The sequence below is a fragment of the Bradyrhizobium pachyrhizi genome (genome assembly GCF_029714545.1).
In the GTDB taxonomy this organism is placed as follows: domain Bacteria; phylum Pseudomonadota; class Alphaproteobacteria; order Rhizobiales; family Xanthobacteraceae; genus Bradyrhizobium; species Bradyrhizobium pachyrhizi.
Window position 1 is genome coordinate 4,664,614 of sequence record NZ_CP121667.1, and the last position, 22,551, is coordinate 4,687,164.

Here is a 22,551-nt window from a genome sequence, read left to right on the forward strand (position 1 = left end):
TTCCTCAGTTCATCCCCTTCGGGCCGAGCCCGATTGCGGTCAGCCTAGCCTTGAGCTGTTCGTCGTCCTCGCCGGCTTGACGCTCCGTGAGGTAGCACTTCGCTACATAGTCCAGAGCCTCATCCTCAAATTGCGCGAGCTGGCCCGCGACGGTTTCGTGCCGGAGCTGCCGGCGCAGCTGCTCGACCGGGAACATGCGCTCCATCTTCGGAAGACCTGGGTTGGTGCAGATCGCTTTGGCCTCGCTCCCGGCCACCTCGACGACCTTGAAGTACACCCCCGTCGCATGGCTCATCCCGGTGAGGTGCGTCATTGCCATGCCGGCAATACGTCCCACCAGATCGTTGTTGTCGTCCAATTTAGCCTCCTAGTGCATTCTTCATCCAGCTCAGCTGCTGGCCCATCATCAGTCCGTACATCGGCACGCTGACCTTGCGGAAGCGCCGATGAAGTTCCTCCAAAAGGAAACGTCGGTAGTTCTCACCAGCCATAACAACGGCCAGCTCACCCTTGAGATCACGCTCCCTGATCTGCTCGATCACCCGTTCGGACCAGTCGATGCGGTCGTCGATTCGCGCCCCGTTGAGGGTGCGCTCGTACGGTTCGATCAACCGGCCCGGTTCGACCAGCCCGTGCTGGGCCGACAGGATGAACCAGCGCTCCGAGTTCCTGCGGGCATACTCTCTCGCCATCCGAAACCACGGCGAGATGTAGAGGTGCTCCGCCAGCTCCGGCGTGGCCGACTTGGTCTTGACGCAGGATAGGAACGCGACCCGCATGACAAACCTCCTGAACGCTTCGATCTCAGACTTGCTCGGCCGGGGCCGGTTCGGTGGATTCGGCGACAACGCTTCCCGCGCTGTCGCCAAAGGGGTTTGGCAGCACCAGCATGGAGCGCTGGAAGCTGGCGACAGCCTCCTTCGCCGCCTTGGGGGCAGCCGCGCCCAGTTGCGTTACGACCTGTTCCAAGGAGTGCCAGTCGCCGACGACTGGCTGCTCCATCAATGCGTTTGCCTTGGCGTGCAGGTCGGCGTTGCCACGCTTATTCTTGCCCATCAGCGGAACTCCTTGCAGTAGTCGCCGCTGCGGAACGTCCCGGACGGGCAGGCCGTGCCGGGGATGAACCGGTAGGCGCGGGGCGTGTCCTTGTGGAGCGCCTCGCATTTGTTGCCGAGACCGACGTAGCCGGTCGGGCAGGTGCCTTTCCTGGTGATGGTCTCCTTGCCGTTCCTGGGAACGGGGTAGGGCGTCTCAGCCCATGCCGCCGTCGTCAGCAGCAGCGCGATCAGTGTGATGGTGGTCTTCATTCTCAATTTCCTTTGCGGCTTGCCGTGCTCGGCGCCGCTCCTTGATCCTTCGGATGGTGTTCCTGACTTGCTCGATCTCGCCGGGGCGCAATCTTCTCGTCCGGGGTCCAGCGCGGAAGGGCTCGAAGGGGATGTAGTCGTCGTCGTTCATCAGCTCGCCCACAGCTTGTCTCCGATGATGTTGGTCAGTGCCGAGGCCAGAACGCCCTGCACGTCGGTCTTCTCTTTCAGCATGTCGTATTTGTCGTAGACCGCGGTCACGTCGCCATTGACGTGGTCGAGGGTGGCCTTTACGGCGTCGCGGGGAGCGCCGGCCCTGCGAGCAATTGTCGCGGCGGTTCGGCGCAGGTCGTGCGGCGTGAAGTGCTCCATCTTCAGGAACTCCCTGATACCGACGCGGCCTTGCTTCGGGCGACCGGTCAGCGCCTGCGAGATCGAATTGCGCAGGATCGGCAGCTGCTCGATCTGCCGGGCGGCGCGCTTCTCGACGTTCTTGAAGCCGTGCTCGAATGGCGTCGGGAACAGCGCGATCTGACCTTCCTCCCTGAGAGCCTTCTCCATCACCTTGCTGGCGATGCCGTTGATCGGGACGATCACCTCGCGGCGCTTCTTCACCCGGATCTTCGGGATGTGCCACTGCGGCTCCTTGCCCTTGAAGTCCTGCATCTCCGGAAGCATGGCGCCAGCGGCCTGGCCCGGTCGAACCATGGTCGACAGGATCAGCCGCAGCGCGCCGCGCACTGGGTCCTCGGCAGGCAGGTCAGGATCGTAGAGCCCGTGCCACAGCATCTTGATCTCGCTGTCGTCGAGAACGCGCTCACGCGGGTGCTCCTGGCCCTGCAGAGGCAGGTCGGCGAGGGGGTTCACGTCGACGTATTTCCGGCCGGGCAGCTTCGCCCATTTGAAGACCTGGAACAGCTTGGACTGCGTCCGGTTTGCCTGGACGGGGGTGTCCTTGGCGACCTTCTCCAGCCACGACATGATCTCGTCGTCGGTCAGGGTCTTGATCGGTCGGTTGCCCCACTTCGCGCGGGGAGCCCGCAGCAGCTGCTCGTCGTTCTTCCAGGAGTCCAGGTTCGGCTTGGAATAGCTCTCGATGTATTCGTGGCAGACGTCCTCGAAGGTCTTGGTGGCGATCGTGGAGGTGACCTTGATCTTGGCGATCTTCTCGAGCCTCGGGTCGTTGCCGGCGCGGATGTCCGCCCGGTAGCCACGCGCCGTCTCTCGCGCATCTTCCAGGCTGACCTCCGGGTAGGCGCCGATGGTCACACGGGCGGTATTGTTGGTGCCGCGGATCTTGTACTTGAACGAGAAGGTCTTGGTGCCGCTCTCAGTGATCCGCAGCATAAGTCCAGGAACCTCGCTGTCGAAGACGTCGAGGCGGCTATCCTTGTCAGCCTTTGCGGTCTTGAGGAAAATGTCTGTCAGTCGCTTCTTCATTTGCGGAAAATCCTAAGTCAGTGCCTCGATGCAGAGGTCCCCGGGACCTCAATTTGCGACACTGCTTAAATGCAAATGCAAATGCTGACAAGGTCTCAAAGCGCAAAATCAACGACTTAACATTTGCAGACCGTGTCAGGATGACCACAAGAATGCAAATATATTTGTTTTGGGTACTGCAGGTCGTTGGTTCGAATCCAGCTGCCCCGACCAAACCATTGCATTCTCAATGACTTACACGCAGTCCCGCTTCGCGCGGCAGTATCGGGCTTCCCCTGGGCTTCCTTTTTATAGTTAATGGCGTCCGCGCACGAGTACGCGCACTGGTTCAGAAGGCCTGATCGCGTTCTCGACTAGATCCGATTGCCACTGCAGCACGTCATCGAGAAAGAAGCCCACGCGCATGGGCGCGATCGAGTACATCTTCGGGAAGGTACCTTCCTTCACCTTCCGCTCCAGCGTGGATCTACTCATCGGTATTTTCTTTAGGACGTCCTTGATCGAGACCATCTGCCGGATAGCTGGCGCGATCTCCGGTGCGATCTCTGGTACCTCGGCACTGTTCATTGTCATCTCCGAAATAAAGTAGGAGCCCGCCAAGAGGGTAGGCTCTACGGCTTGTCGGCCGCGTGCCGACACCGGGGGCAGGCGACCTCAGCCCCACGTCAAATGAAATCGAGTCCCAATAATATGTCGACTATGGACCGTGGTTTTATAAACAGCAAAATGATCGCTTCCTCGGCATGGATGGTCGGCGGCTGGTCGCGTGGAATCTTCGGAGGCATCGCGTAGAGCGAGGGCTATCCCAGGAAAAGCTCGCCGTGGACGCCCAAATCGACCGAACTTATGTGAGTAGTCTCGAGCGCGGACTCGAAAACCCAACAGTCTCGGTACTAGATAAGCTCGCGGAAGCGCTGTCGATTTCTATAGCGGATTTTTTTCGAGTGCCGGCACGCGGAGAGCGGCCCCCAAAACCGTTGTCGGCAGGGCGGCCTACAAAGCCGAAATGAAACGTTTGACCCGAGCTGAAATACTTGGCCGATACGATCTCTAGAGATTGATCAGAAACATCAACGGCCGGCGGAGTTTCCCTACCAAAACCGCCGAGCGCCGAAGCATGAATCCAAGATCACCGAGGCCTTGCCAGTCGCGAACGCCCCTATAACGAGCGCAGCTATGAGAGCGAAGAATAACAGTGTGGAAATCTTACCTTCCACGCTGAAGCCGGACCAGCCGACGGATACACGTTCGCGTTGGTGTTGTTGCTCGCTCATCTTGCAGCACCTCCCGCAAGGGTGTCGGTCAGTAAATGCGAGGTTGGTGATTCGGACAAGGGGCTGATTCGGCTGTCCGCTTCTGTACGCGGCGTCGCGCTCACGGCCTGCGATCAGGCATAGGAGACGAGCTTAGGCGTTGGAGTATCAGAGGGCGATGCTTCGTTAGAACAACAAGCGGGCTTGAGTGGTGAGTATGCCCCACAGGATCTTACACACGCGCCAGAAGACGCCGGCAGAAGGTATCAGCAGGCAGACGAAGCCGATTGAGTACAGCACCGCGACCGCGATGCGGGAAATCGGATGCTCTTCGTCCAGATAGCGGTAATACAAATGAAGGTATCCAACGTACATTGAGTCGCGTTGTTCAGATGTTACGCCTGCTTCTCCCGGCAAATTGGTCTTCTTGTAGCGATCTCTTATCTCGAAAAATTCCTCAATGAATTTATCGTTGTTGTGAGTGAAAACCCGCTCGATCTCCGCCATCGGGAAATCGCTGGTCGCGTCCTTCACTCCCGATACGTATGCATTTGCCGAGCCGTAATATTTGACCGCGTTCGGGCAGCGCCAAGCGTATATCGAGACCGCCGCGGCGACTGCACACAAACCGAAGTAAACGAGCAGAAGCCTCGGAGAAACTTCTGCGGTATTCAGCGGACCTCCCAGCCGAGCGACGAGCTGGAGGTATTCGGCAATCTTGGCATTAAAAATGATCAGATAGCCCACAAGCGGGATTAGGACGGTCATCCGGGCAGCCGGAGACCTACTAAGGCCCCAGAATTTCGACCACACAATAGCGCGCAGATGCAGTCGAGAAATGTAATGCCGAACCTTTCCTATAAGCGACAGCTTCACACTCATTCCCATCAATAAAGCGCGGAGACATCAGCCGGGCTTGCAGCAGAGATCACTATCCGGGGTTGGCTACATGTAGAAGCTGTAGCTGACCTGCGGCTTCTCTGTCGGGCTGACGTATTTCATGATGTCCCCGATTTTCCGCGCGCACTCCAGCGTGATCGGCAGACGACCGTCCATCTGGGTGTTGTTCCAGTTCATCTTCGTTAGCCCCAGTATCTCGTCGCACAGGCTCTCAAGCGACGAATCCTGCTCATAGACGGTGATCTTCAGCGGGGTCGGCACATACATTCCGGGATACGTCTTGTAGAAGTCGACGGTACCGCGCGTGTAGAGCACCCCCTCGGTTTCAGATATTGTCAGGAGTGTCCCGCGTTTCGGCGGATAATCTTTATCACTGAACAGCCTGATATCTGTGTCCGTTATGGCGACAAAGTCTTTGGTTCGGATACCCTTTTCGTCGAGCGCCTTGAGGAAACCCTTCCGCTCGCTCTCCCGAAAGTGGCTCGATTTGTGAATCACGATCCGGGCCGGCATGTGCGCGAGCGCACGGTCATATTCGTCTAGCGCATCGCGCAGCAACTCGTAGGCCTGATCCTCGCTCAGATACGGATGACGGTTCTTCTTGTCGATCGACACCGGCGTACCGCGAAGTATGATCCCGTGGCCGAACTCGTCGAAAACCTGGGCTAGGCTCGACGACACAGTTTCGCCGTCCCGGCTCTTGTAGAAGCCGATGCCGATGTAGCACGACCGCAACTTCGCAGTGTCCTCGACGAGACGCCAAGGGATCGTCCTGTTCCCTTTGTAGTAGAGCGCTGTGCAAAAATTCCACGCCTTTGTGGCGGGGTCCTGCTGGTCGCCTGCATGCTTGGTAATGAGAATGGTCTTCTCGCGCACCAACTGCAGTGGGGTGCCGAGGTGCATGCATCTTGCCTTCAGGATGCGCCTGAAATTGTGTTCGAGCTCACTCTCTTCTGAATCGTCGTCGCCTGCCGCCGTCGTAATGGAATCGAACATCTCGTTCGGCATGACGCAGACGATTACATCAACTGATCTGTTCTCAGCGAGGAAGCGGATCTGCTCGTAGTAAAGTTCGACGGCCCGCTCCACCCGCTCCGGGCGGGACGCTAACTTAACGACTCCCGAAACATCCGATTTCTTGAGGGTGCGAGTGTATTGAGGTGAATTGATGAGCCTAGTCAGAAATCCGTAGTCTTGTTTGATGCCGCCAAAGCCGCGGAAGAGATTCAGCAGCCTGGATTCCTCTTTGCGCTCGATTCCATCCCGGCATCTCTCCAGCCACTCGTCTAGAAGGTCTATTCCCTCGCCGCGACCGACCACCCCGACACGCAATTCGGTTCGACGCAGTTCGTCCCGCTTATCATAGACACCCAAGTGCTCGATCCCGGTGCGGGGACAGATGTGCGTACCCGTTCCGAATTCTAGCAGTGGCTCCGCAAGCGTCGTTAGCTTCATGCCGCCGTTCCCTCTGCCATGTCGGTAACGTCCTCGCCGTCGTCATCGACGGGCTCCGCCTCGTCGGTCTCCCGCACGTTGAATTCGACGAGGGAGAGAAAGCGTAGCCCACAGTCCTCGTCCTCGTTCTTGTTGGTCTCGGATAGGAAGTATGCGACGAAACGGACCATGTTTCGGACGGTCAGATTGTGCTCCAGTCGCTTCTGCTGCGATAGGAGATCGTCGTGCCAGTGTGACCGGCGGTATCCGTCGTAAGAATAGTACCAGCTCGGCACGATCTGCGCATACCAGGTGTCGTCCAGCTTCGTGAACGTCAGCTCGAACGACAGATGCCGGTGGTGGGCGATCTTCGTCGGATCCTTCTTCTGGTACTTGACCTCGTAGACGCGCCGGATCGCGGTCTTCTTGCCTACCCAGGTCTCCTTTCGCTCCAGCTGCGCCTCCGCGGTTGGCCCGAAAAAGAAGAATCCATCCATGGTGTGCATACGTACATGGTGTTGCTTCAACTGTTCCCGTGTCTCGGCTGAGAGAAGCTGCTTCAGGATGTTCACGTTGTCCAACTCGGTGGATTTGGCCAGATCCGCGATCCCCAGCGGCTCCACCGATCCCGCGTCCACCACGCTAATCAGCCCGCACTGTTCGATGTCTTGGAACGAGAAGAGCTTGTTGTCATGACAGACCCATGCGTCGCTCTCCACGCCGTTGAGGAGGAGAGCCATCTTGACAACGGATCTCCTGCTCCGCGCTTTGCCTTTGTAGCCGAGCTTCGTCTTCGCCTGTGCGATGACCTTCTTATCGTCGATCGTCAACTCGCCCACGTAGACCGTCTTGGGTAGCCTGATCTGCTGAAGGTTGGACGTGATGGCTGTCGGCGCGGCGAGGCTCTCCGAGCTGTAGCTGATATAGGCGTCGACCTCTCCCAGAATGTGCCGAAACTCGGACAGCACACGCTCCTGAGCAGCGAGCCGTAGACCGGACACTTGGCCGAGGAGGTCGCCGAGATCGATGATGTGCTTCTTGCAGTTGAAGGCGAACTTGCTGGTCAAGTGCTCGTTCACCGACGCTTGGCTGTAGGACGACTGCTTCTGCCCGAGCATGAGGATGAAGAGCTCATCGAATGTGTTGTAGTAGGCCCGGTCCATGAATTGCCGGACGGTGAACTTCACCTTTTCGAGCGTCGTCGTCGACGTTATCTGGAACGCCACACGGTCGTGGTCGTCACCGAGATCGATGCCGGGAAAGTTCTTTTGCTTGCGGTTCAGATTAATGAGGTGGGGCAGGTTGTAGACCGATTTCAGGATGGGGATGAAGGCGTCCTCCAGAGCCAAGTTGATGTCGGTCCGTCCTTGGGAGGTCGCCAACTCAACCTGAAGGATGATACGGCCGACCACGTCGCGGAGCTGATTCTCAACCTCGAGCTGCCTCATTCCGTGTCCCCAACTTACAAATGGCGCATGTAGTAATGGGAACGCATTGAGAACATTTCAAGGGCCGAGCCCATCAGTCCAGTTGAACTCCGATACATGTCCCCAACTCCTGCGAGCAGTGGAGGAGGAGGGCTGAAGCGGGCAGTCCGTCTCGATCGCAGAAGTGGACCTTATCGTCGCCTCTCGTGGAAGCCGGGCTTCCCAACTCGTAGGACTGTTTGCATTCGTATGAACGAGGTGACGAGGTGGAATTTAGAATTTTCAATGACTTAACGTTTGCATTCGGTGTCAGCTTGACCACAAGAATGCAAATAGAACAATTTTGGGTACTGCAGGTCGTTGGTTCGAATCCAGCTGCCCCGACCATCCAAATCAAAGACTTAACAGAGACGCTCCGCCGGCAGATGAGGCTGACGCGATGTTTATCGGCGCGTGCTCGGCATTCGTGTCTGACCTGGACCACACATCGCGGTCAGTTGGCTCCCTGAAATAGCAAGCGCCGGACCCAAGCCCCCGCGCTCCACTGCCCGCAACTTCAGCCGACCGGGCGCTGACCAGATCAACGAGCCGGCGGGTTGTAGCGGTCCAGGATCACGGTTCTTGAACCGCTCTCCGGCGGTCGCGAGATGGGATCGTCGAATTTGTGATAGCGGTCGAACTGCTGCTGCTCATCGCGCAGATGTGGCGCATCGGCGGACGAGTAGGCTCTATTTGCACCGTTCCAGTGATCAAATCCCGACACGACGCAACCCCGTCTTGGTTCAGATGCTGGTTGGTTAGCATCGTTGTGGGGGTATCTCTGTATCGGCGTGGCAACACCAGCAGCAATCCGCGCGACATGAGCACACGTATTGTTTCTGCGGCTCTCTGTGCGTGAACAGCTCTGGCACGGGCAACCAGGCTTCGGCCGAGATTGTCTCGCCTAATGCAACAACGCCGCCTGGACGGAATATGCTCGTCCAGACGGCGCCGTCGAAATACTGGGCCCTGAAATCCCCAGTGCCAATGGGTCGTGCGGGCGGGGGATAGGTTCAACGTTGCGCCGCCTTGCCGCAGTCCAGGGCACGACATCGTGAGCTGCGATCTCGAGCGGATGTGGCTTGCCGATAACGCGCGCGCGCTGGCAGGGTAGTTCGGCCCGACAAGACCAATCCGCGAGAAAGCACCATGGCGCGCAGACTGATCGATATCTCCGTTCCCTTGCAAAACGACGTTCCAGCCGATCCGCCCGGCAACCATCCGACCATCCAGTATATAGATCACCAGCAGGGGCTGCCGCGCATGCTGCAGTTCTTCGATGGACTGAAGGCGGAGGACTTGCCCGACGGACAGGGCTGGGCCGTCGAGCAGGTCTCGCTCTCCACCCACAATGGCACGCATCTCGATGCGCCCTGGCATTTCCATCCGACCATGAACCGCGGCGAGCGGTCCTGGACCATTGACGAGGTGCCGCTGGAATGGTGCTTCCAGCCGGGCGTGAAGCTGGACTTCCGCCATCTGCCTGACGGTTATGTCGCGACCGCCAAGGATGTCGAAGCCGAGCTGAAGCGCATCGGCCACACGCTGTCACCGCTCGAGATCGTCGTCGTCAACACCAGCGCGGGCGCGAAATATGGCCAGCCCGACTACGTCAATTCGGGCTGCGGCATGGGCTACGAGGCGACGATGTATCTGCTCGAGCGCGGCGTGCGGCTGACCGGCATCGACGGCTGGAGCTGGGACGCGCCGTTCGTCTTCACCGCGAAGAGATACGCCGAGACCAGGGACGCCAGCCTGATCTGGGAAGGCCACAAGGCCGGACGGCACATCGGTTACTGTCACATCGAGAAGCTGCACAATCTGGAGCTCTTGCCGTCGACCGGGTTCATGGTGTCGTGCTTCCCGGTGAAGATCGAGCGCGCGTCGGCGGGGTGGACGAGGGCGGTCGCGATCCTCGACGGCTAGGCGCGGTGGGGTGTGTCCGGCCGGTTTCGGGAACCGGTGGACAGGCTGTGCATTACTGGCTGTTGTTGCGGTACGGTTACAGCTTGAGGCAGCCAAATCTGTTCTTATGCACGCAGTAGATGCATTGGGTGATCGGGCCGCCGGCTCGTCCTCGCGTCCCGATTTCGGAAGCGTTCTCTCCCGTGACTAGAGCCCCGGCGTCTCCCGGGGCTCTTTCTTGCGTGCCGCAGCTGAGGCTGGCCGCAAAAGAAAATCAGGTGCGCCGCGATCGACGCACCTGATCATTATCTTCAATATCGCTTGTGTCGGCCGGGTGGTTGTTACCACCGGCAAACGCGAACGCCACGCGGGGTCCACCAGCAACGGGGACCGGCATAACCACCGTAATAGCCATAGCCGCGGCCATAGCCCCATCCGCGACCGCGGCCCCAGCCGCCACGATAGCCCCAGCCGCCGCCACGATAGCCCCAGCCACCGCCACGTCCGCGCCAGGCTTGCGCAGGCGCTGTCGTGACGCCGACCAGGATGGCGGAGGTGCTTGCGACATAGACGAACAACAAAGCGACTGCTGCCAGGCAACGAGTCAGGATATTGTAGCGTTTAGTCATTCTGAAGATCTCCAGTCCACTTCCAAACATCTGAACTGATGCTGGCTGTCTCGCTTAGACGCGCGAGACCGGCATTCGGTTCGAGCATGCTAAGACGATATTTTCACTAAGGTTCTTGCGAGCTTTAACGACTCTATTGAGACCAACAGGTAAGGTCAAGTTACAGTCCCGCCTGCAAAGGATGCTGTCGTTGCTGCACTCATCTTGTCGTTCATCCGCCGTTCATTCTGTTCATCTTGCGTTGCGCCGATTTGATTTGTGCATCGCAGAAGCAGAGGTTTGAGAACCTCGGAAAATGCCGGCGAGAACTTGAAGTCGACACGATCCTGTTCTCTCAGCGTTGCAGTATCCTTCCCAAAGAGTGCCCATGCCGAAACAACACACTTACGTCCTTGGTCTCAACGTCTACGACCATGACGTCAGCGCCTGCCTGCTGCGTGACGGCGCGATCGCCTACGCGATCTCCAAGGAGCGCATCACCCGCGAGAAGCACGCCTCCGGCTTCTACAAGGAAGTCGTCGACTACTGCCTGTCGGCCGAGGGCATCACCCTCGACGACGTCGATCTCGTGGTGCGCAACAGCTACATCCTGCCGGTGCCCGAGATGGAGGAGCGGATGCTCCACCAGGATATGCCGGGCTTCCTGCCGATCGCCGAACGCAACGAGGCAATCAAGCACCCGCTGTTTCGTTCCAAATCCGACAAGGTGGTGTCGATCTCGCACCACCTCGCGCATGCCTATAGCGCGTTCGCGGTGTCGCCATTCAAGGACGGCGTCGTGATGATCGTCGATGGCGTCGGCAACTATCAGGCCGACGCGATGGAGTCCTATCCGCAGGATGAGGCATCGCCGCTGGCCCGCGAGTCCGAGAGTTACTACAGGTTCGACGACACCAGACTCGAATGCCTGAAGAAGGTCTTCATGGAGCCGGCGCGCGGGCTCTTGTCGGACGAGTTCTACAACATGCCGGGGCTGGGGGCGCTGTACAGCCGGGTCTCGACCTATGTATTCGGCGACTGGAACAAGTGCGGCGAGCTGATGGGGCTGGCGCCCTATGGCCGCCATGAGCAGGTCGGCCATCTGCTCGAGATGAAGGACGGCAAGCTGCACGTGCCGTTCTGGGGCGCCGAGAACCGGCAGCCCTTCGTGCTCGACAGCGGCAGCTGGGACAAAAGCCCGACGATGCGGCACTGGGAGGACATCGCCTGGCGGGTGCAGGACGACACCGAGAACGTGCTGCTGGCGCGGGCGCGCTGGCTGCGCGAGACCACGGGTGCGAAAAATCTCTGCATCGCCGGCGGCGTCGCGCTGAACTGCGTGGCCAACGGGCGCATCGCGCGCGAGTCGGGTTTCGAAAACATCTGGATCCAGCCCGCCGCCGGCGACGACGGGATCGCCATCGGTTGCGCCTATTACGGCTGGCTCGAGGTGCTCAAGCAGCGCCGCTCGTTCGTGATGGACCACGCCTATGTCGGGCGGCGCTACAGCGAGGCCGAGGTGGCCGCCGCGCTGCAAAGCTTCCTGGTGCGCATCCAGATCGACGCGAAGCGCAGCGACAATATCTGCCGCGACACCGCAAAGCTGCTCGCCGACCAGCGCGTGATCGGCTGGTTTCAGGACCGTTCCGAGTTCGGTCCGCGCGCGCTCGGCAACCGCAGCCTGATCGCCGATCCGCGCAAGGCCGAGATGAAGGACATCCTCAACAGCCGGGTCAAGCACCGCCAGGCCTTCCGGCCGTTCGCGCCGATCGTGCTGGCCGAGCGCATGAAGGAGATCTTCGAAGGCGAGGAGGACTCGCCCTACATGCTGATCGCAAAGCCGGTGCGGCCGGAATGGCGCGACAGGATCCCGGCGATCGTGCATGTCGACGGTTCGGCGCGGGTGCAGAGCGTGCGGGAACAGACCAACCCGATGCTCTATCGCTTGCTGAAGGAGTTCGAGGCGCTGACCGGCGTGCCGGTCCTGATCAACACCTCGTTCAACGTCAAGGGCGAGCCGATCATCGAGACGCCGCAGGACGCTGTGAGCTGCTTCCTCACTACGGGGATCGACAACCTCGTGATGCATGACACGCTGGTGTCGAAGACCGCAATGCACAAGGTGGTCACGCCCGTGATGACGACGTTCGGCGACGTCGCCACCATCGTCTCCTCGACCACGCAGGACACCAGCCGCGGCGGCTAGAGCATGGCCCGGAAAAGCGCGAAGCGGTTCTTCCCGCGACAAACGCGAAGCGTTTGCGCGGCCTTGCTCAAAAATAAGGGACTTACTACGCCGCCTTCGCCGGCGCCGTGGGTTTTGCCGCCGGCGGCTTGACCGGCTTGTCCTGCCGCTTCGACCACGAGATGTAATAGGCCACGATCGTCATGATCGCGATGCCGGAGATGCTGACGAAGATCTGCGCGAACAGCGAGCCCGAGCTCATCGAGAGCTCGAAATGTCCGACAAAGGACAGGAATACGCCGACGCAGAACACCGCCAGCGACTGCTGGCCGCAGACGATCAGGGGATCGAACACCTTCCACTCCAGCGCCGCCCAGTCCTTCGGGATGAAGCGGATTACCAGCACCGTGATCACCACGAAGTGCAGGAAGCGATACGGCGCGAGGTTGGTCTTGTCGTTCGGGTTGAAGGCCGAATAGAGCCAGTCCGGGAACATGGCGCCGAAGTCCGGGAAGCGTCCGGCCATCGTCATGATCAGCGCGAAGATCATATAGGCGATGCAGAACCACAGCGTGTAGCGCGAGTTGATGATGCGCATGTTGTTGCGGGCGCCGCCCATCGCGCACCATGAGCCGAACACGAACAGCACCTGCCAGGCGAACGGATTGAAATACCAGCTGCCTGCCGGGTAGGCCGGCAGGTTCCAGCCCTGGTGGCGCGACACCAGCCACAGCACGAGCGAGGCCGCCATGGTCCAGTTCGGCCGCCGCAGCATGAACCACAGCACCGGCGGGAACAGGCCCATCAGCACGATATAGAGCGGCAGCACGTCGAGATTGACCGGCTTGAATTTCAGGAACAGGCCCTGGCGCAGCGTCTCGGTGGCGTTGTCGACGAGGCCGGCGACGTTGAACTCGTTGATGATCTCGGAATCGCCGAAGCGCAGCGCCAGATAGCTGATCGAGGCGATGTAGATCACGAACAGGATGATGTGGGCGACGTAGAGCTGCCAGACCCGCTTGGTCAGCCGGGTGGCGCCGACGATGAAGCCGCGTTCCAGCATCATGCGGGCATAGACGAACGAGGCGGTGTAGCCGGAGATGAAGACGAACAGGTCAGCGGCGTCGCTGAAGCCGTAATTCCGCGTCGTGATCCAGTTCACGACGTTGTCGGGGATGTGATCGAGGTAGATCGCCCAGTTCGCGACCCCGCGGAACAGGTCGAGCCGGAGGTCACGTCCTTTTTCGGGCAGGGTAGCGTGGATTTCCATGGCGCGCCGTTTCCTCGAGGTGATGCTTGTCGAGAAGATCGCGCCGCGGGCCCGGGGGGACTCCTAAGGGAAGCCTCCCGAGGCCAGATTGTCACAGCGCGGTAGAATGACTATACCGGTCCGGCGAAGGCTGCCTCCGAGATCGAGGAATCACCGATCAGATCGTTGATAGGTGTCTCTATACTATCCCGGCGGTCTCCTTCAAATCGCTTCCATGTCGCACATCCCACGGGGCCGACCATCCATGACCGCACGCATTTTTAAGCCCGCCAAAAACGCGATGCAATCGGGACGTGCCAAGACCAAAGAGTGGCAACTGGACTACGAGCCGGAGCAGCCGCGCTCCGTGGAGCCCTTGATGGGCTGGACCTCGTCCACCGACATGAAGCAGCAGCTGACGCTGCAGTTCGAGACCAAGGAAGAGGCGGTCGCCTATTGCGAGCGCAAGGGCATCGCCTACCAGGTGATCGAGCCGAAGGATTCGGCGCACCGCCAGATCGCCTATGCCGACAATTTCGCGTTCCGCCGCTGGGAGCCTTGGACCCATTAGGTTAGACGCACTGGTCTGGACTAGGCGGTGTGGACTCTAGGGATTCCCTTTTGAGGCCAAATCAGATTCAAGGCTACTTTTGGGAGGCGGCCTTGGGTGTGATGGATCGTTTGGTGTTGAGCGACGCGGCTTGGGAGCGCATGGCGCCGCTCATCATTGGCCGGCCCGACCAGAAAGGTTCGACCGGACGCGACAACCGGATGTTCGTGGAAGGGGTGCTCTGGATCGTTCGCACGGGCTCTCCCTGGCGTGATCTTCCGGAGGCGTTTGGGGATTGGAACAGCGTGTTCCGGCGCTTCAGTCGATGGAGCACCAAGGGTGTCTGGTTGCGGATCTTCGAGGCGATGTCCGATGATCCGGACTTCGAATATTTGATCGTCGATTCCACCATCGTCCGGGCGCATCAGCACGCCGCCGGGGCAAAAAAAGGGGGTCTGAAGATCAAGCGATCGGGCGCTCGCGCGGCGGCTTGAGCACCAAGATACATATGGCCGTTCGAGGTTTGGGATGTCCCGTGCGGTTCACCCTCACCGCAGGCCAGAAGGGCGATGCCCCGCAAGCCGCCACGTTGATCGAGGGATTGCCCGCCGAGGTCGTCATGGCCGATGCAGCCTATGACGCCGATCATTTGCGCCAGGCCATCGCAGCCAAAGGCGCGATCGCCGTCATCCCCAACAACCCCTCGCGAGCCCTCAAACATCCGCTCGACAAGCATCTCTATGTCCAGCGCCACCTCGTGGAATGCTGCTTCAGCAAGCTCAAGCAGTTCCGTCGCGTCGCAACCCGCTTCGAAAAGACCGCCCGAAATTACCGAGCCATCGTCACGCTCGCTGCAATCGTCCTATGGATGCGATAAGTGTCAACACCACCTAGCGCCCGGATCAGCTCGCCGCAGGCGCGGCGAGGGCGCCCGGGATCGGCAGCGGCGCCTCCTTGGAGACGCCGAGCACCGGAAAGCTTCTGATCTTACGCACATTGGGCAGGCCGGCGAATTGCAGCAGCTGCTGGCGCATGTCGTCGACGCTGGGTGCGACGCATCTCAGCATGAAGTCGGCATCGCCCGAGATCCGCCAGCATTGCAGGAAGCGCGGCACTGCCGCCACATCAGCCTCGAACGCCTCGATCGCGCTCAGGGTCTGGCTGTCGAGCTGGATCAGCACAAAGGTCGTCACCTCATAGCCGAGCAGCCGTTCGTCCAGCGTGGCGCGGATCGCCTGGATCACGCCGCGGCTGCGCAGGGCGCGAACCCGGCGCAGGCAGGGCGGTGCGGTAATGCCGACCCGTTCGGCAAGTTCGTTGATCCTGATCCGGCCGTCCCGCTGCAACTCGGACAGGATCCGCAGATCGATGTCATGGAGTTGTGGGCGCTCCGTCACGGCTACGAGCCCGCCACGGCGGCGCGCCGGCTGGCGCCGCCGTAGCTCGCCTGGCCGATCGCGGCCTGCGGCGCGACGCCCGACAGCACCAGCTTCTCATGCGCCGCGATGATGGCGTCGCGGGTCAGCCGGCCGCCGGGGCGGTACCAGGTGCACAGCCCGGTGAGCAGCGCCAGGATCGCGAAGGTCGCGACCTGGATGTCGACCACCTCGAACACGCCGTCCGACACTCCATCGGTGAGGATCTGCGCCAGCCGCTGCTCATAGGCGCCGCGCAGCGCCACCACCGCGTCGTAGTTCTTCGCATCGAGGCTGCGCAGCTCGGAATTGGCGATGAAGACCTCGCGCTTGCGGGTCATGTGATAGGTGACGTGAAAGGCCACGAAGGCGCGCAGCTTCTCGACCGGATCGGCTTTGCCCTCCAGCGCAAGGTCAAGCTCGCGCAGCAAATCGTTGATATGGTCCTGGACCAGATCGAACAGCAGGTCCTGCTTGGTTGAGATATGGTTGTAGAGTGAGCCCGCCTGGATGCCGACCTCGGCGGCAAGCTGGCGCAGGCTCATGGCCTCGTAGCCGTGCTCGAAGATCAGGCGCACGCCGGCCTTGCGGATCGCCTCCAGCGTGGTGGGGCCGTGTGAGCCGATCGTGCGTGCCATCGGGGCCTCGGAGGTGTTGGCTTGCCAGGGAGAACCGGGAAACAAGCGAACGACCGTATGTATATCGCATGAAATCCCAGTGAATTCAATGAACTGCGGATTTCGCGCCCGAACCATAGCACGATTGCTTGCGAAGCCAAGAAAAAAACGTATGATCGTTTAATTGCAAGATGAATCTCACGGGAGGGATCATGGCCTCGAACCAGGCGGCAATCTTCAATTTCGACCTTGGCGAGACCGCGGATGCGATCCGCGAGACGGTGCATGATTTCTCGACCAACGAGATCGCGCCGCGCGCCGCCGAGATCGACCGCAGCAACCAGTTTCCGCGCGACCTCTGGCCCAGGATCGGCGCGCTCGGCCTGCACGGCATCACCGTCGAGGAGGAGTATGGCGGCTCGGGCCTCGGCTATCTCGAGCACTGCATCGCGGTCGAGGAGATCTCGCGGGCGTCGGCCTCGGTCGGCCTGTCCTACGGCGCGCATTCCAACCTCTGCGTCAACCAGATCCGCCGCAACGGCAATGAGGCGCAGAAGCGCAAATACCTGCCGAAGCTGATCTCCGGCGAGCATGTCGGCTCGCTTGCGATGTCGGAGCCGCAGGCTGGCTCGGACGTGGTCTCGATGAAGACCCGCGCCGACAGGAAGGGCGACCGCTTCGTGCTGAACGGCAACAAGATGTGGATCACCAACGGCCCGGTCGCCGATACGCTGGTGGTCTACGCCAAGACCGATCCGAATGCCGGCCCGCGTGGCATCACCGCCTTCATCATCGAAAAGGGCATGAAGGGATTTTCCACCGCGCAGAAGCTCGACAAGCTCGGCATGCGCGGCTCCGACACCTGCGAACTGGTGTTCGAGGATTGCGAGGTGCCGGAGGAGAACGTGCTCTCCGAGGTCGGCCGCGGCGTCAACGTGCTGATGAGTGGTCTCGACTATGAGCGCGCGGTGCTGGCGGCGGGGCCGATCGGCATCATGCAGGCCTGCATGGACGTGGTGCTGCCCTACGTGCACGAGCGCAAGCAGTTCGGCGAGCCGATCGGCTCGTTCCAGCTGGTGCAGGGCAAGGTCGCCGACATGTACACCACGATGAACGCCTCGCGCGCCTATGTTTACGCTGTGGCGAAGGCCTGCGACCGCGGCGAGACCACGCGCGAGGACGCCGCCGGCGCCATCCTCTATGCCGCAGAGAAGGCCACCCAATGCGCGCTGGATGCGATCCAGCTCTTGGGCGGCAACGGCTACATCAACGACTATCCGACCGGCCGCTTGCTGCGCGACGCAAAGCTCTACGAGATCGGCGCCGGCACCAGCGAGATCCGCCGCATGCTGATCGGCCGCGAGCTGTTCGCCAAGACGGCCTGATATCTTCTCCCTCGCCCCGCTCTTCGCGGGAAGAGGGGCGGGGTGAGGGGCTGTCACCGCACCAGTGGTGGCAGTTGTGCTCACCCCGGCACGATGATTGACCTTGAACCCCACCGATACTCCAACGAAACGTGCAACACCGATGCCGCTTCATTCGACGATCGATCCCACATCTTCTGAATTCGCCCGCAATGCCGAGGTGATGCGCGGCCTGGTCGCGGAGCTCCGCGGAAAACTCAACCAGGTGGCCGGCGGCGGCGGCGAGACCTCGCGCAAGCGGCACACCTCGCGCGGCAAGATGCTGGCGCGCGACCGCGTCGATCTCCTGGTCGACCCCGGCACCGCATTCCTTGAGCTGTCGCCGCTCGCCGCCAACGGGCTCTATGGCGGTGACGTGCATTCGGCCAGCGTCATCACCGGCGTCGGGCGCATCTCGGGGCGCGAATGCATCATCGTCGCCAACGACGCCACCATCAAAGGCGGCACCTATTACCCTATGACGGTGAAGAAGCATCTGCGCGCCCAGGACATCGCGCGGCAGAACAATCTGCCCTGCGTCTACCTGGTGGATTCCGGCGGCGCCTTCCTGCCGCTGCAGGACGAGATCTTTCCCGACGAGCGGCATTTCGGCCGCATCTTCTACAATCAGGCCCAGATGTCGTCGCAGGGAATCCCGCAGATCGCGATTGTGATGGGCTCCTGCACCGCGGGCGGCGCCTATGTGCCGGCGATGTCCGACGAGAGCATCATCGTGCGGAATCAGGGCACGATCTTCCTCGGCGGTCCGCCGCTGGTGAAGGCGGCGACCGGCGAGGTCGTCACCGCCGAAGAGCTCGGCGGCGCCGATGTCCACTCCCGCCAGTCCGGCGTGACCGATCATTATGCGCAGAACGACGCCCACGCGATCGGGATCGCGCGCCGCATCGTCGGCACGCTGAAGCAGCCGGTGAAGGCGCAGCTCAACATGCGTCCCCCGCAAGAGCCGCTGTTTCCGGCCGAGGAGATCTACGGCGTGGTCTCCGCCGACGGCAGAAAACCGTTCGACGTGCACGACATCATCGCGCGGATCGTCGACGGCTCCGAATTCGACGAGTTCAAGAAGCTCTACGGCACCACGCTGATCTGCGGCTTCGCCCATATCTTTGGCTATCCGGTCGGCATCATCGCCAACAACGGCATCCTGTTCAGCGAGAGCTCGCTGAAGGGCGCGCATTTCATCGAGCTGTGCTGCCAGCGCGGCATTCCCTTGGTGTTCCTGCAGAACATCACCGGCTTCATGGTCGGCAAGAAGTACGAGGCCGGCGGCATCGCGCGCGACGGCGCCAAGCTGGTGACGGCGGTCGCGACCGCCGGCGTGCCGAAATTCACCGTGGTGATCGGCGGCTCCTACGGGGCCGGCAATTACGGCATGTGCGGCCGCGCCTACAGCCCGCGCTTCCTCTGGCTGTGGCCGAACGCGCGCATCTCGGTGATGGGCGGCGAGCAGGCCTCGATGGTGCTGAGCCAGGTGCGGCGCGACGGCATCGAGGCCAAGGGCGAGAGCTGGTCGGCGGAAGAGGAAGACAAATTCCGCGAGCCGATCCGCGCGCAATACGAGAAGCAGGGTAATCCCTATTACGCCACGGCGCGGCTGTGGGATGACGGCGTGATCGATCCGGCCGATACCCGCCTCGTGCTCGGGCTTGGCCTGTCGGCGGCGGCGAACGCGCCGATCGTGCCCACGAAATTCGGCCTGTTCAGGATGTGACCATGGACCGCTCAAAACTCACCCGGCGTTTCCGCACGCTTCTGATCGCCAACCGCGGCGAGATCGCCTGCCGCGTCATCCGCTCGGCGCGCGCCATGGGACTGCGCACCGTCGCGGTTTATTCCGAGGCCGACCGCGACGCGATGCATGTCGCGCTTGCCGACGAGGCGGTGCTGCTCGGTCCGGCACGGGCGCGCGACAGCTACCTCAACATCGAGCGCGTCATCGCCGCCGCCAGGGAGACCGGCGCCGAGGCGGTGCATCCCGGCTACGGCTTCCTGTCTGAAAATGCCGAGTTCGCGCAGGCCTGCCTCAAGGCCGGTCTCGTGTTCGTCGGCCCGACCGCCGAGATGATGACGGCGATGGGCTCGAAATCCGGCTCGAAGGCGCTGATGGAGAAGGCCGGGGTGCCCTTGGTGCCGGGCTATCACGGCGAGGCCCAGGACGAGGCGACGTTGGCCGAAGCGGCCAACCGGATCGGCTTCCCGGTGCTGGTCAAGGCGTCCGCCGGCGGCGGCGGGCGCGGCATGCGCGTGGTTAATTCGGCGGCTGAGCTCACGGCCGCGATCACCAGCGCCAAGCGCGAGGCCAAGGCGGCATTCGGCGACGACCGCATGCTGATCGAGAAGTACGTCCAGAACCCGCGCCACATCGAGGTGCAGATCATCGGCGACAGCCACGGCAATCTGCTCTCGCTGTGGGAGCGCGAATGCACGCTGCAGCGCCGCCACCAGAAGGTGATCGAGGAGGCGCCGTCGCCGACGCTCAACGCCGCGCAGCGCGAGACGGTTTGCGAGGCCGCCCGCAAGGCCGCCGGCGCGGTCAACTATATCGGCGCCGGCACCATCGAGTTCGTCTCCGACGGCAAGGACGTGTTCTTCATCGAGATGAACACCCGCCTGCAGGTCGAGCATCCCGTCACCGAGCTGATCACCGGCGTCGATCTCGTCGAATGGCAGCTCCGCGTCGCCTTCGGCGAGGCGCTGCCGCTGAAGCAGGACGAGATCAAGCTGAACGGCCATGCCATCGAGGCGCGCGTCTACGCCGAAAATCCGCAGAAGAACTTCATGCCCTCGGTCGGCCGCATCAAGACCTGGCGGACGCCGCCGGAAGGCGACGGCCTGCGCATCGATGCGGGTTACCGCAGCGGCGATAACGTCTCGCCTTACTACGACGCGATGCTCGCCAAGGTGATCGCCTGGGCGCCGACGCGCGAGGGCGCGATCGACAAGCTCAATCGCGGACTGCAGGAAACCGATGTCCGCGGTATCGTCACCAATATCCCGTTCCTGTCGGCGCTGGTGACGCATCCGGACACGCGAGCCAATGCGATCGACACCGGCTTCATCGAGCGTGAGCTGAAGAACCTGACATCGGGTACCGGCACGGCCGGCGAGTTCGAGCTCTGCGCGGCGGTCGCCGCGATCGTCAACGACGAGCAGAAGGCGGCGCAGCGCGAGGCCAACTCGCCCTGGCAGGCCTTCGGCTGGATGCCCGTCGGCCGCCGTCAGCGGGTGTTTTCGTTCCGGCAAGGCCATGAGCCCGCCCAGACCATCACGCTGCACTATGGCAACGGACCTTCGACGCTCTCCGTCGGCGGGCGCGAACTCGTCTTCGCCATCTCGTCAGCCGGCGATGACGGCTTCGACCTGACGCTTGGCGGCCTCAAGTCGCGCGTTGCCTCGGTCATCGAGAGCCACGAACTTTACTTGCGCACCCGCAACGGCCGCTTCGACCTGCACTGGGTCGATCCGTTCGGCGGCGAGAGCGAGGAGCAGGTCGGCGAGGACAAGATCGTGGCGCCCTTGCCGGGCACCGTGGTCGCGCTGCTGGCCGAGGAGGGCGCGACCTTGGAGAAGGGCGCCCCGATCCTGACGCTCGAAGTGATGAAGATGGAGCAGACCCTGCGCGCGCCCTATGCCGGGGTGCTGAAGAAGCTCAAATGCAAGGTCGGCGACATCGTCGGCGAGGGCGTCGAGCTTGCCGAAGTCGAACCTGCGGCCGCGTCATGAGCGATCAGATCCAACTCGTCGAGATGGGGCCGCGCGACGGCCTGCAGAACGAGAAGACGCCGGTCAGCGTCGAGGCGCGCATCGCCTTCGTCGAGGCGCTTGTGGCGGCCGGGCTCAATACCGTCGAGGTCGGCGCCTTCGTGTCGCCGAAGGCGATCCCGCAGATGGCGAGCTCCGACCAGGTGCTGCGCGGCGTCAGCCACATAAAGGGCGCCGAATTCCACGTGCTGGTGCCGAACGAGAAGGGCTATGACGCCGCGCGCGCGGCCGGCGCCGAGGTGGTCTCGGTGTTCGCGGCGGCCTCCGAAGGTTTCTCCCGCGCCAACATCAACTGCTCGGTCGCGGAATCGATCGAGCGCTTCAAGCCGGTGCTGGCGCGCGCCAAGGCCGACGGCGTCAAGGTGCGTGGCTACATCTCCTGCGTGCTCGGCTGTCCGTTCGACGGCGAGATCAAGCCGAAGGCGGTCGCCGACCTCGCGGTGACGCTGTGGGATCTCGGCTGCTACGAGATCTCGCTCGGCGACACCATCGGCGTCGGCACGCCGCTGAAGGCCAAAGAGATGCTGCGTGCGGTCGGTTCTGAGTTGCCGATCGGCAACCTCGCGATGCACTTCCACGACACCTACGGCCAGGCGCTCGCCAATCTCTATGCCGGCATGGAGGAGGGCGTTCGCGTCATCGATGCCGCCGCCGGCGGGCTCGGCGGCTGCCCCTACGCCCCCGGCGCCACCGGCAACGTCGCGACCGAGGACGTCGTCTACATGCTCGAGGGCATGGGCGTGAAGACCGGGATCGATATGGACAGACTGCTGGCCGCGACCAGCGAGATCGCCGGCTTGCTCGGCCGTCCGCCGGTCAGCCGCGTCGCTTCCGCGCTCAACGCGAAGCGCAGGCGGCTCGGCAACTCGTAAATTGTGGGATGCTTGGAGCGATTTCCGTTGCTCGAGGAGCGAAGGCGGAAGCGATACCCATCGCGGCCCGGCCGGCATTGACGGGTATCGGGATTGCAGCCGCCTCAATCTCCGGCGGTCGCGCTCAGAGTTATGCGCTGCGAAGCGCAGATTCAAGGCTCATAGTC

22 protein-coding genes and 1 pseudogene are annotated in these 22,551 nt (G+C 61.9%); 9 read left to right on the forward strand and 14 right to left on the reverse strand.

Going from position 1 to position 22,551, the window contains the following annotated elements; all coding sequences use genetic code 11:
* Positions 1–4: 4 nt before the first annotated feature.
* From QA639_RS21865 to QA639_RS21890, 6 genes are all read right to left on the reverse strand, one after another.
* Complete coding sequence (locus QA639_RS21865) at positions 5–358, reverse strand: hypothetical protein (protein ID WP_283087394.1); 354 nt, start codon at positions 356–358, stop codon at positions 5–7.
* A 1-nt stretch (position 359) separates the two neighbouring features.
* Positions 360–779: a DUF6884 domain-containing protein gene (locus tag QA639_RS21870; protein WP_283087395.1), complete on the reverse strand. Its 420-nt coding sequence runs from the start codon at positions 777–779 to the stop codon at positions 360–362.
* Positions 780–804: 25 nt separating this feature from the next.
* Positions 805–1,056: a hypothetical protein gene (locus QA639_RS21875; protein ID WP_283087396.1), complete on the reverse strand. Its 252-nt coding sequence runs from the start codon at positions 1,054–1,056 to the stop codon at positions 805–807.
* Positions 1,056–1,307 (reverse strand): hypothetical protein, encoded by a 252-nt coding sequence (locus tag QA639_RS21880; RefSeq protein ID WP_283087397.1) that lies wholly within the window; start codon positions 1,305–1,307, stop codon positions 1,056–1,058. Before QA639_RS21880 ends, QA639_RS21875 begins: the two co-directional genes overlap by 1 nt.
* Before the next feature lie 150 nt (positions 1,308–1,457).
* Positions 1,458–2,747 (reverse strand): tyrosine-type recombinase/integrase, encoded by a 1,290-nt coding sequence (locus QA639_RS21885; RefSeq protein WP_283087398.1) that lies wholly within the window; start codon positions 2,745–2,747, stop codon positions 1,458–1,460.
* A gap of 294 nt (positions 2,748–3,041) precedes the next feature.
* Positions 3,042–3,314 (reverse strand): helix-turn-helix transcriptional regulator, encoded by a 273-nt coding sequence (locus tag QA639_RS21890; protein WP_283087399.1) that lies wholly within the window; start codon positions 3,312–3,314, stop codon positions 3,042–3,044.
* A gap of 176 nt (positions 3,315–3,490) precedes the next feature.
* Between QA639_RS21890 and QA639_RS21895 the strand changes: the two genes are divergently transcribed.
* Positions 3,491–3,757: a helix-turn-helix domain-containing protein gene (locus QA639_RS21895; RefSeq protein WP_283087400.1), complete on the forward strand. Its 267-nt coding sequence runs from the start codon at positions 3,491–3,493 to the stop codon at positions 3,755–3,757.
* Positions 3,758–4,186: 429 nt separating this feature from the next.
* On the opposite strand, the gene QA639_RS21900 is transcribed toward QA639_RS21895, so the two are convergent.
* The 4 genes from QA639_RS21900 to QA639_RS21915 form a co-directional block, all read right to left on the reverse strand.
* Entirely contained in the window at positions 4,187–4,768 is a 582-nt protein-coding gene (locus QA639_RS21900) for a hypothetical protein (protein ID WP_283087401.1), read from the reverse strand.
* 177 nt (positions 4,769–4,945) lie between these two features.
* Positions 4,946–6,355: an argonaute/piwi family protein gene (locus tag QA639_RS21905; protein ID WP_283087402.1), complete on the reverse strand. Its 1,410-nt coding sequence runs from the start codon at positions 6,353–6,355 to the stop codon at positions 4,946–4,948.
* Entirely contained in the window at positions 6,352–7,782 is a 1,431-nt protein-coding gene (locus QA639_RS21910) for an SMEK domain-containing protein (RefSeq protein WP_283087403.1), read from the reverse strand. Before QA639_RS21910 ends, QA639_RS21905 begins: the two co-directional genes overlap by 4 nt.
* A gap of 559 nt (positions 7,783–8,341) precedes the next feature.
* On the reverse strand, positions 8,342–8,524 hold the full coding sequence (locus QA639_RS21915) for a hypothetical protein (protein WP_028332156.1): 183 nt from the start codon (positions 8,522–8,524) through the stop codon (positions 8,342–8,344).
* A gap of 425 nt (positions 8,525–8,949) precedes the next feature.
* Here QA639_RS21915 and QA639_RS21920 point away from each other — a divergent pair, with 425 nt between their 5' ends.
* Positions 8,950–9,726, forward strand: a complete 777-nt coding sequence (locus QA639_RS21920; protein WP_050384311.1) for a cyclase family protein — start codon at positions 8,950–8,952, stop codon at positions 9,724–9,726.
* Positions 9,727–10,046: 320 nt separating this feature from the next.
* On the opposite strand, the gene QA639_RS21925 is transcribed toward QA639_RS21920, so the two are convergent.
* A complete protein-coding gene (locus QA639_RS21925; protein WP_080666942.1) occupies positions 10,047–10,334 on the reverse strand; it encodes a hypothetical protein in 288 nt (95 codons plus the stop codon).
* A 367-nt stretch (positions 10,335–10,701) separates the two neighbouring features.
* On the opposite strand from QA639_RS21925, the gene QA639_RS21930 reads away from it, so the two are divergent.
* Positions 10,702–12,519 (forward strand): carbamoyltransferase family protein, encoded by a 1,818-nt coding sequence (locus tag QA639_RS21930; RefSeq protein ID WP_028332154.1) that lies wholly within the window; start codon positions 10,702–10,704, stop codon positions 12,517–12,519.
* Between the two features lie 85 nt (positions 12,520–12,604).
* Here the strand turns inward: QA639_RS21930 and QA639_RS21935 are convergent, their stop codons facing one another.
* Entirely contained in the window at positions 12,605–13,768 is a 1,164-nt protein-coding gene (locus QA639_RS21935) for an OpgC domain-containing protein (protein ID WP_050384313.1), read from the reverse strand.
* Positions 13,769–14,012: 244 nt separating this feature from the next.
* Between QA639_RS21935 and QA639_RS21940 the strand changes: the two genes are divergently transcribed.
* On the forward strand, positions 14,013–14,318 hold the full coding sequence (locus QA639_RS21940; protein WP_016846428.1) for an ETC complex I subunit: 306 nt from the start codon (positions 14,013–14,015) through the stop codon (positions 14,316–14,318).
* A 140-nt stretch (positions 14,319–14,458) separates the two neighbouring features.
* A pseudogene (locus tag QA639_RS21945) lies at positions 14,459–15,174 on the forward strand (IS5 family transposase).
* A 25-nt stretch (positions 15,175–15,199) separates the two neighbouring features.
* On the opposite strand, the gene QA639_RS21950 reads toward QA639_RS21945, so the two are convergent.
* Both QA639_RS21950 and QA639_RS21955 read right to left on the reverse strand, forming a co-directional pair.
* A complete protein-coding gene (locus QA639_RS21950) occupies positions 15,200–15,694 on the reverse strand; it encodes an Lrp/AsnC family transcriptional regulator (RefSeq protein ID WP_283087404.1) in 495 nt (164 codons plus the stop codon).
* A 2-nt stretch (positions 15,695–15,696) separates the two neighbouring features.
* A complete protein-coding gene (locus tag QA639_RS21955; protein ID WP_028332151.1) occupies positions 15,697–16,350 on the reverse strand; it encodes a TetR/AcrR family transcriptional regulator in 654 nt (217 codons plus the stop codon).
* A gap of 191 nt (positions 16,351–16,541) precedes the next feature.
* Here QA639_RS21955 and QA639_RS21960 point away from each other — a divergent pair, with 191 nt between their 5' ends.
* The 4 genes from QA639_RS21960 to QA639_RS21975 all read left to right on the forward strand — a co-directional run bounded on the left by QA639_RS21960 (position 16,542) and on the right by QA639_RS21975 (position 22,384).
* Entirely contained in the window at positions 16,542–17,714 is a 1,173-nt protein-coding gene (locus tag QA639_RS21960; protein WP_157345032.1) for an isovaleryl-CoA dehydrogenase, read from the forward strand.
* Positions 17,715–17,856: 142 nt separating this feature from the next.
* A complete protein-coding gene (locus tag QA639_RS21965) occupies positions 17,857–19,461 on the forward strand; it encodes a carboxyl transferase domain-containing protein (protein WP_283087405.1) in 1,605 nt (534 codons plus the stop codon).
* A 2-nt stretch (positions 19,462–19,463) separates the two neighbouring features.
* A complete protein-coding gene (locus tag QA639_RS21970; protein WP_283087406.1) occupies positions 19,464–21,473 on the forward strand; it encodes an acetyl/propionyl/methylcrotonyl-CoA carboxylase subunit alpha in 2,010 nt (669 codons plus the stop codon).
* Positions 21,470–22,384, forward strand: coding sequence for a hydroxymethylglutaryl-CoA lyase (locus QA639_RS21975; RefSeq protein ID WP_157345035.1), 915 nt, complete (start codon positions 21,470–21,472; stop codon positions 22,382–22,384). Before QA639_RS21970 ends, QA639_RS21975 begins: the two co-directional genes overlap by 4 nt.
* Positions 22,385–22,551 lie beyond the last annotated feature (167 nt).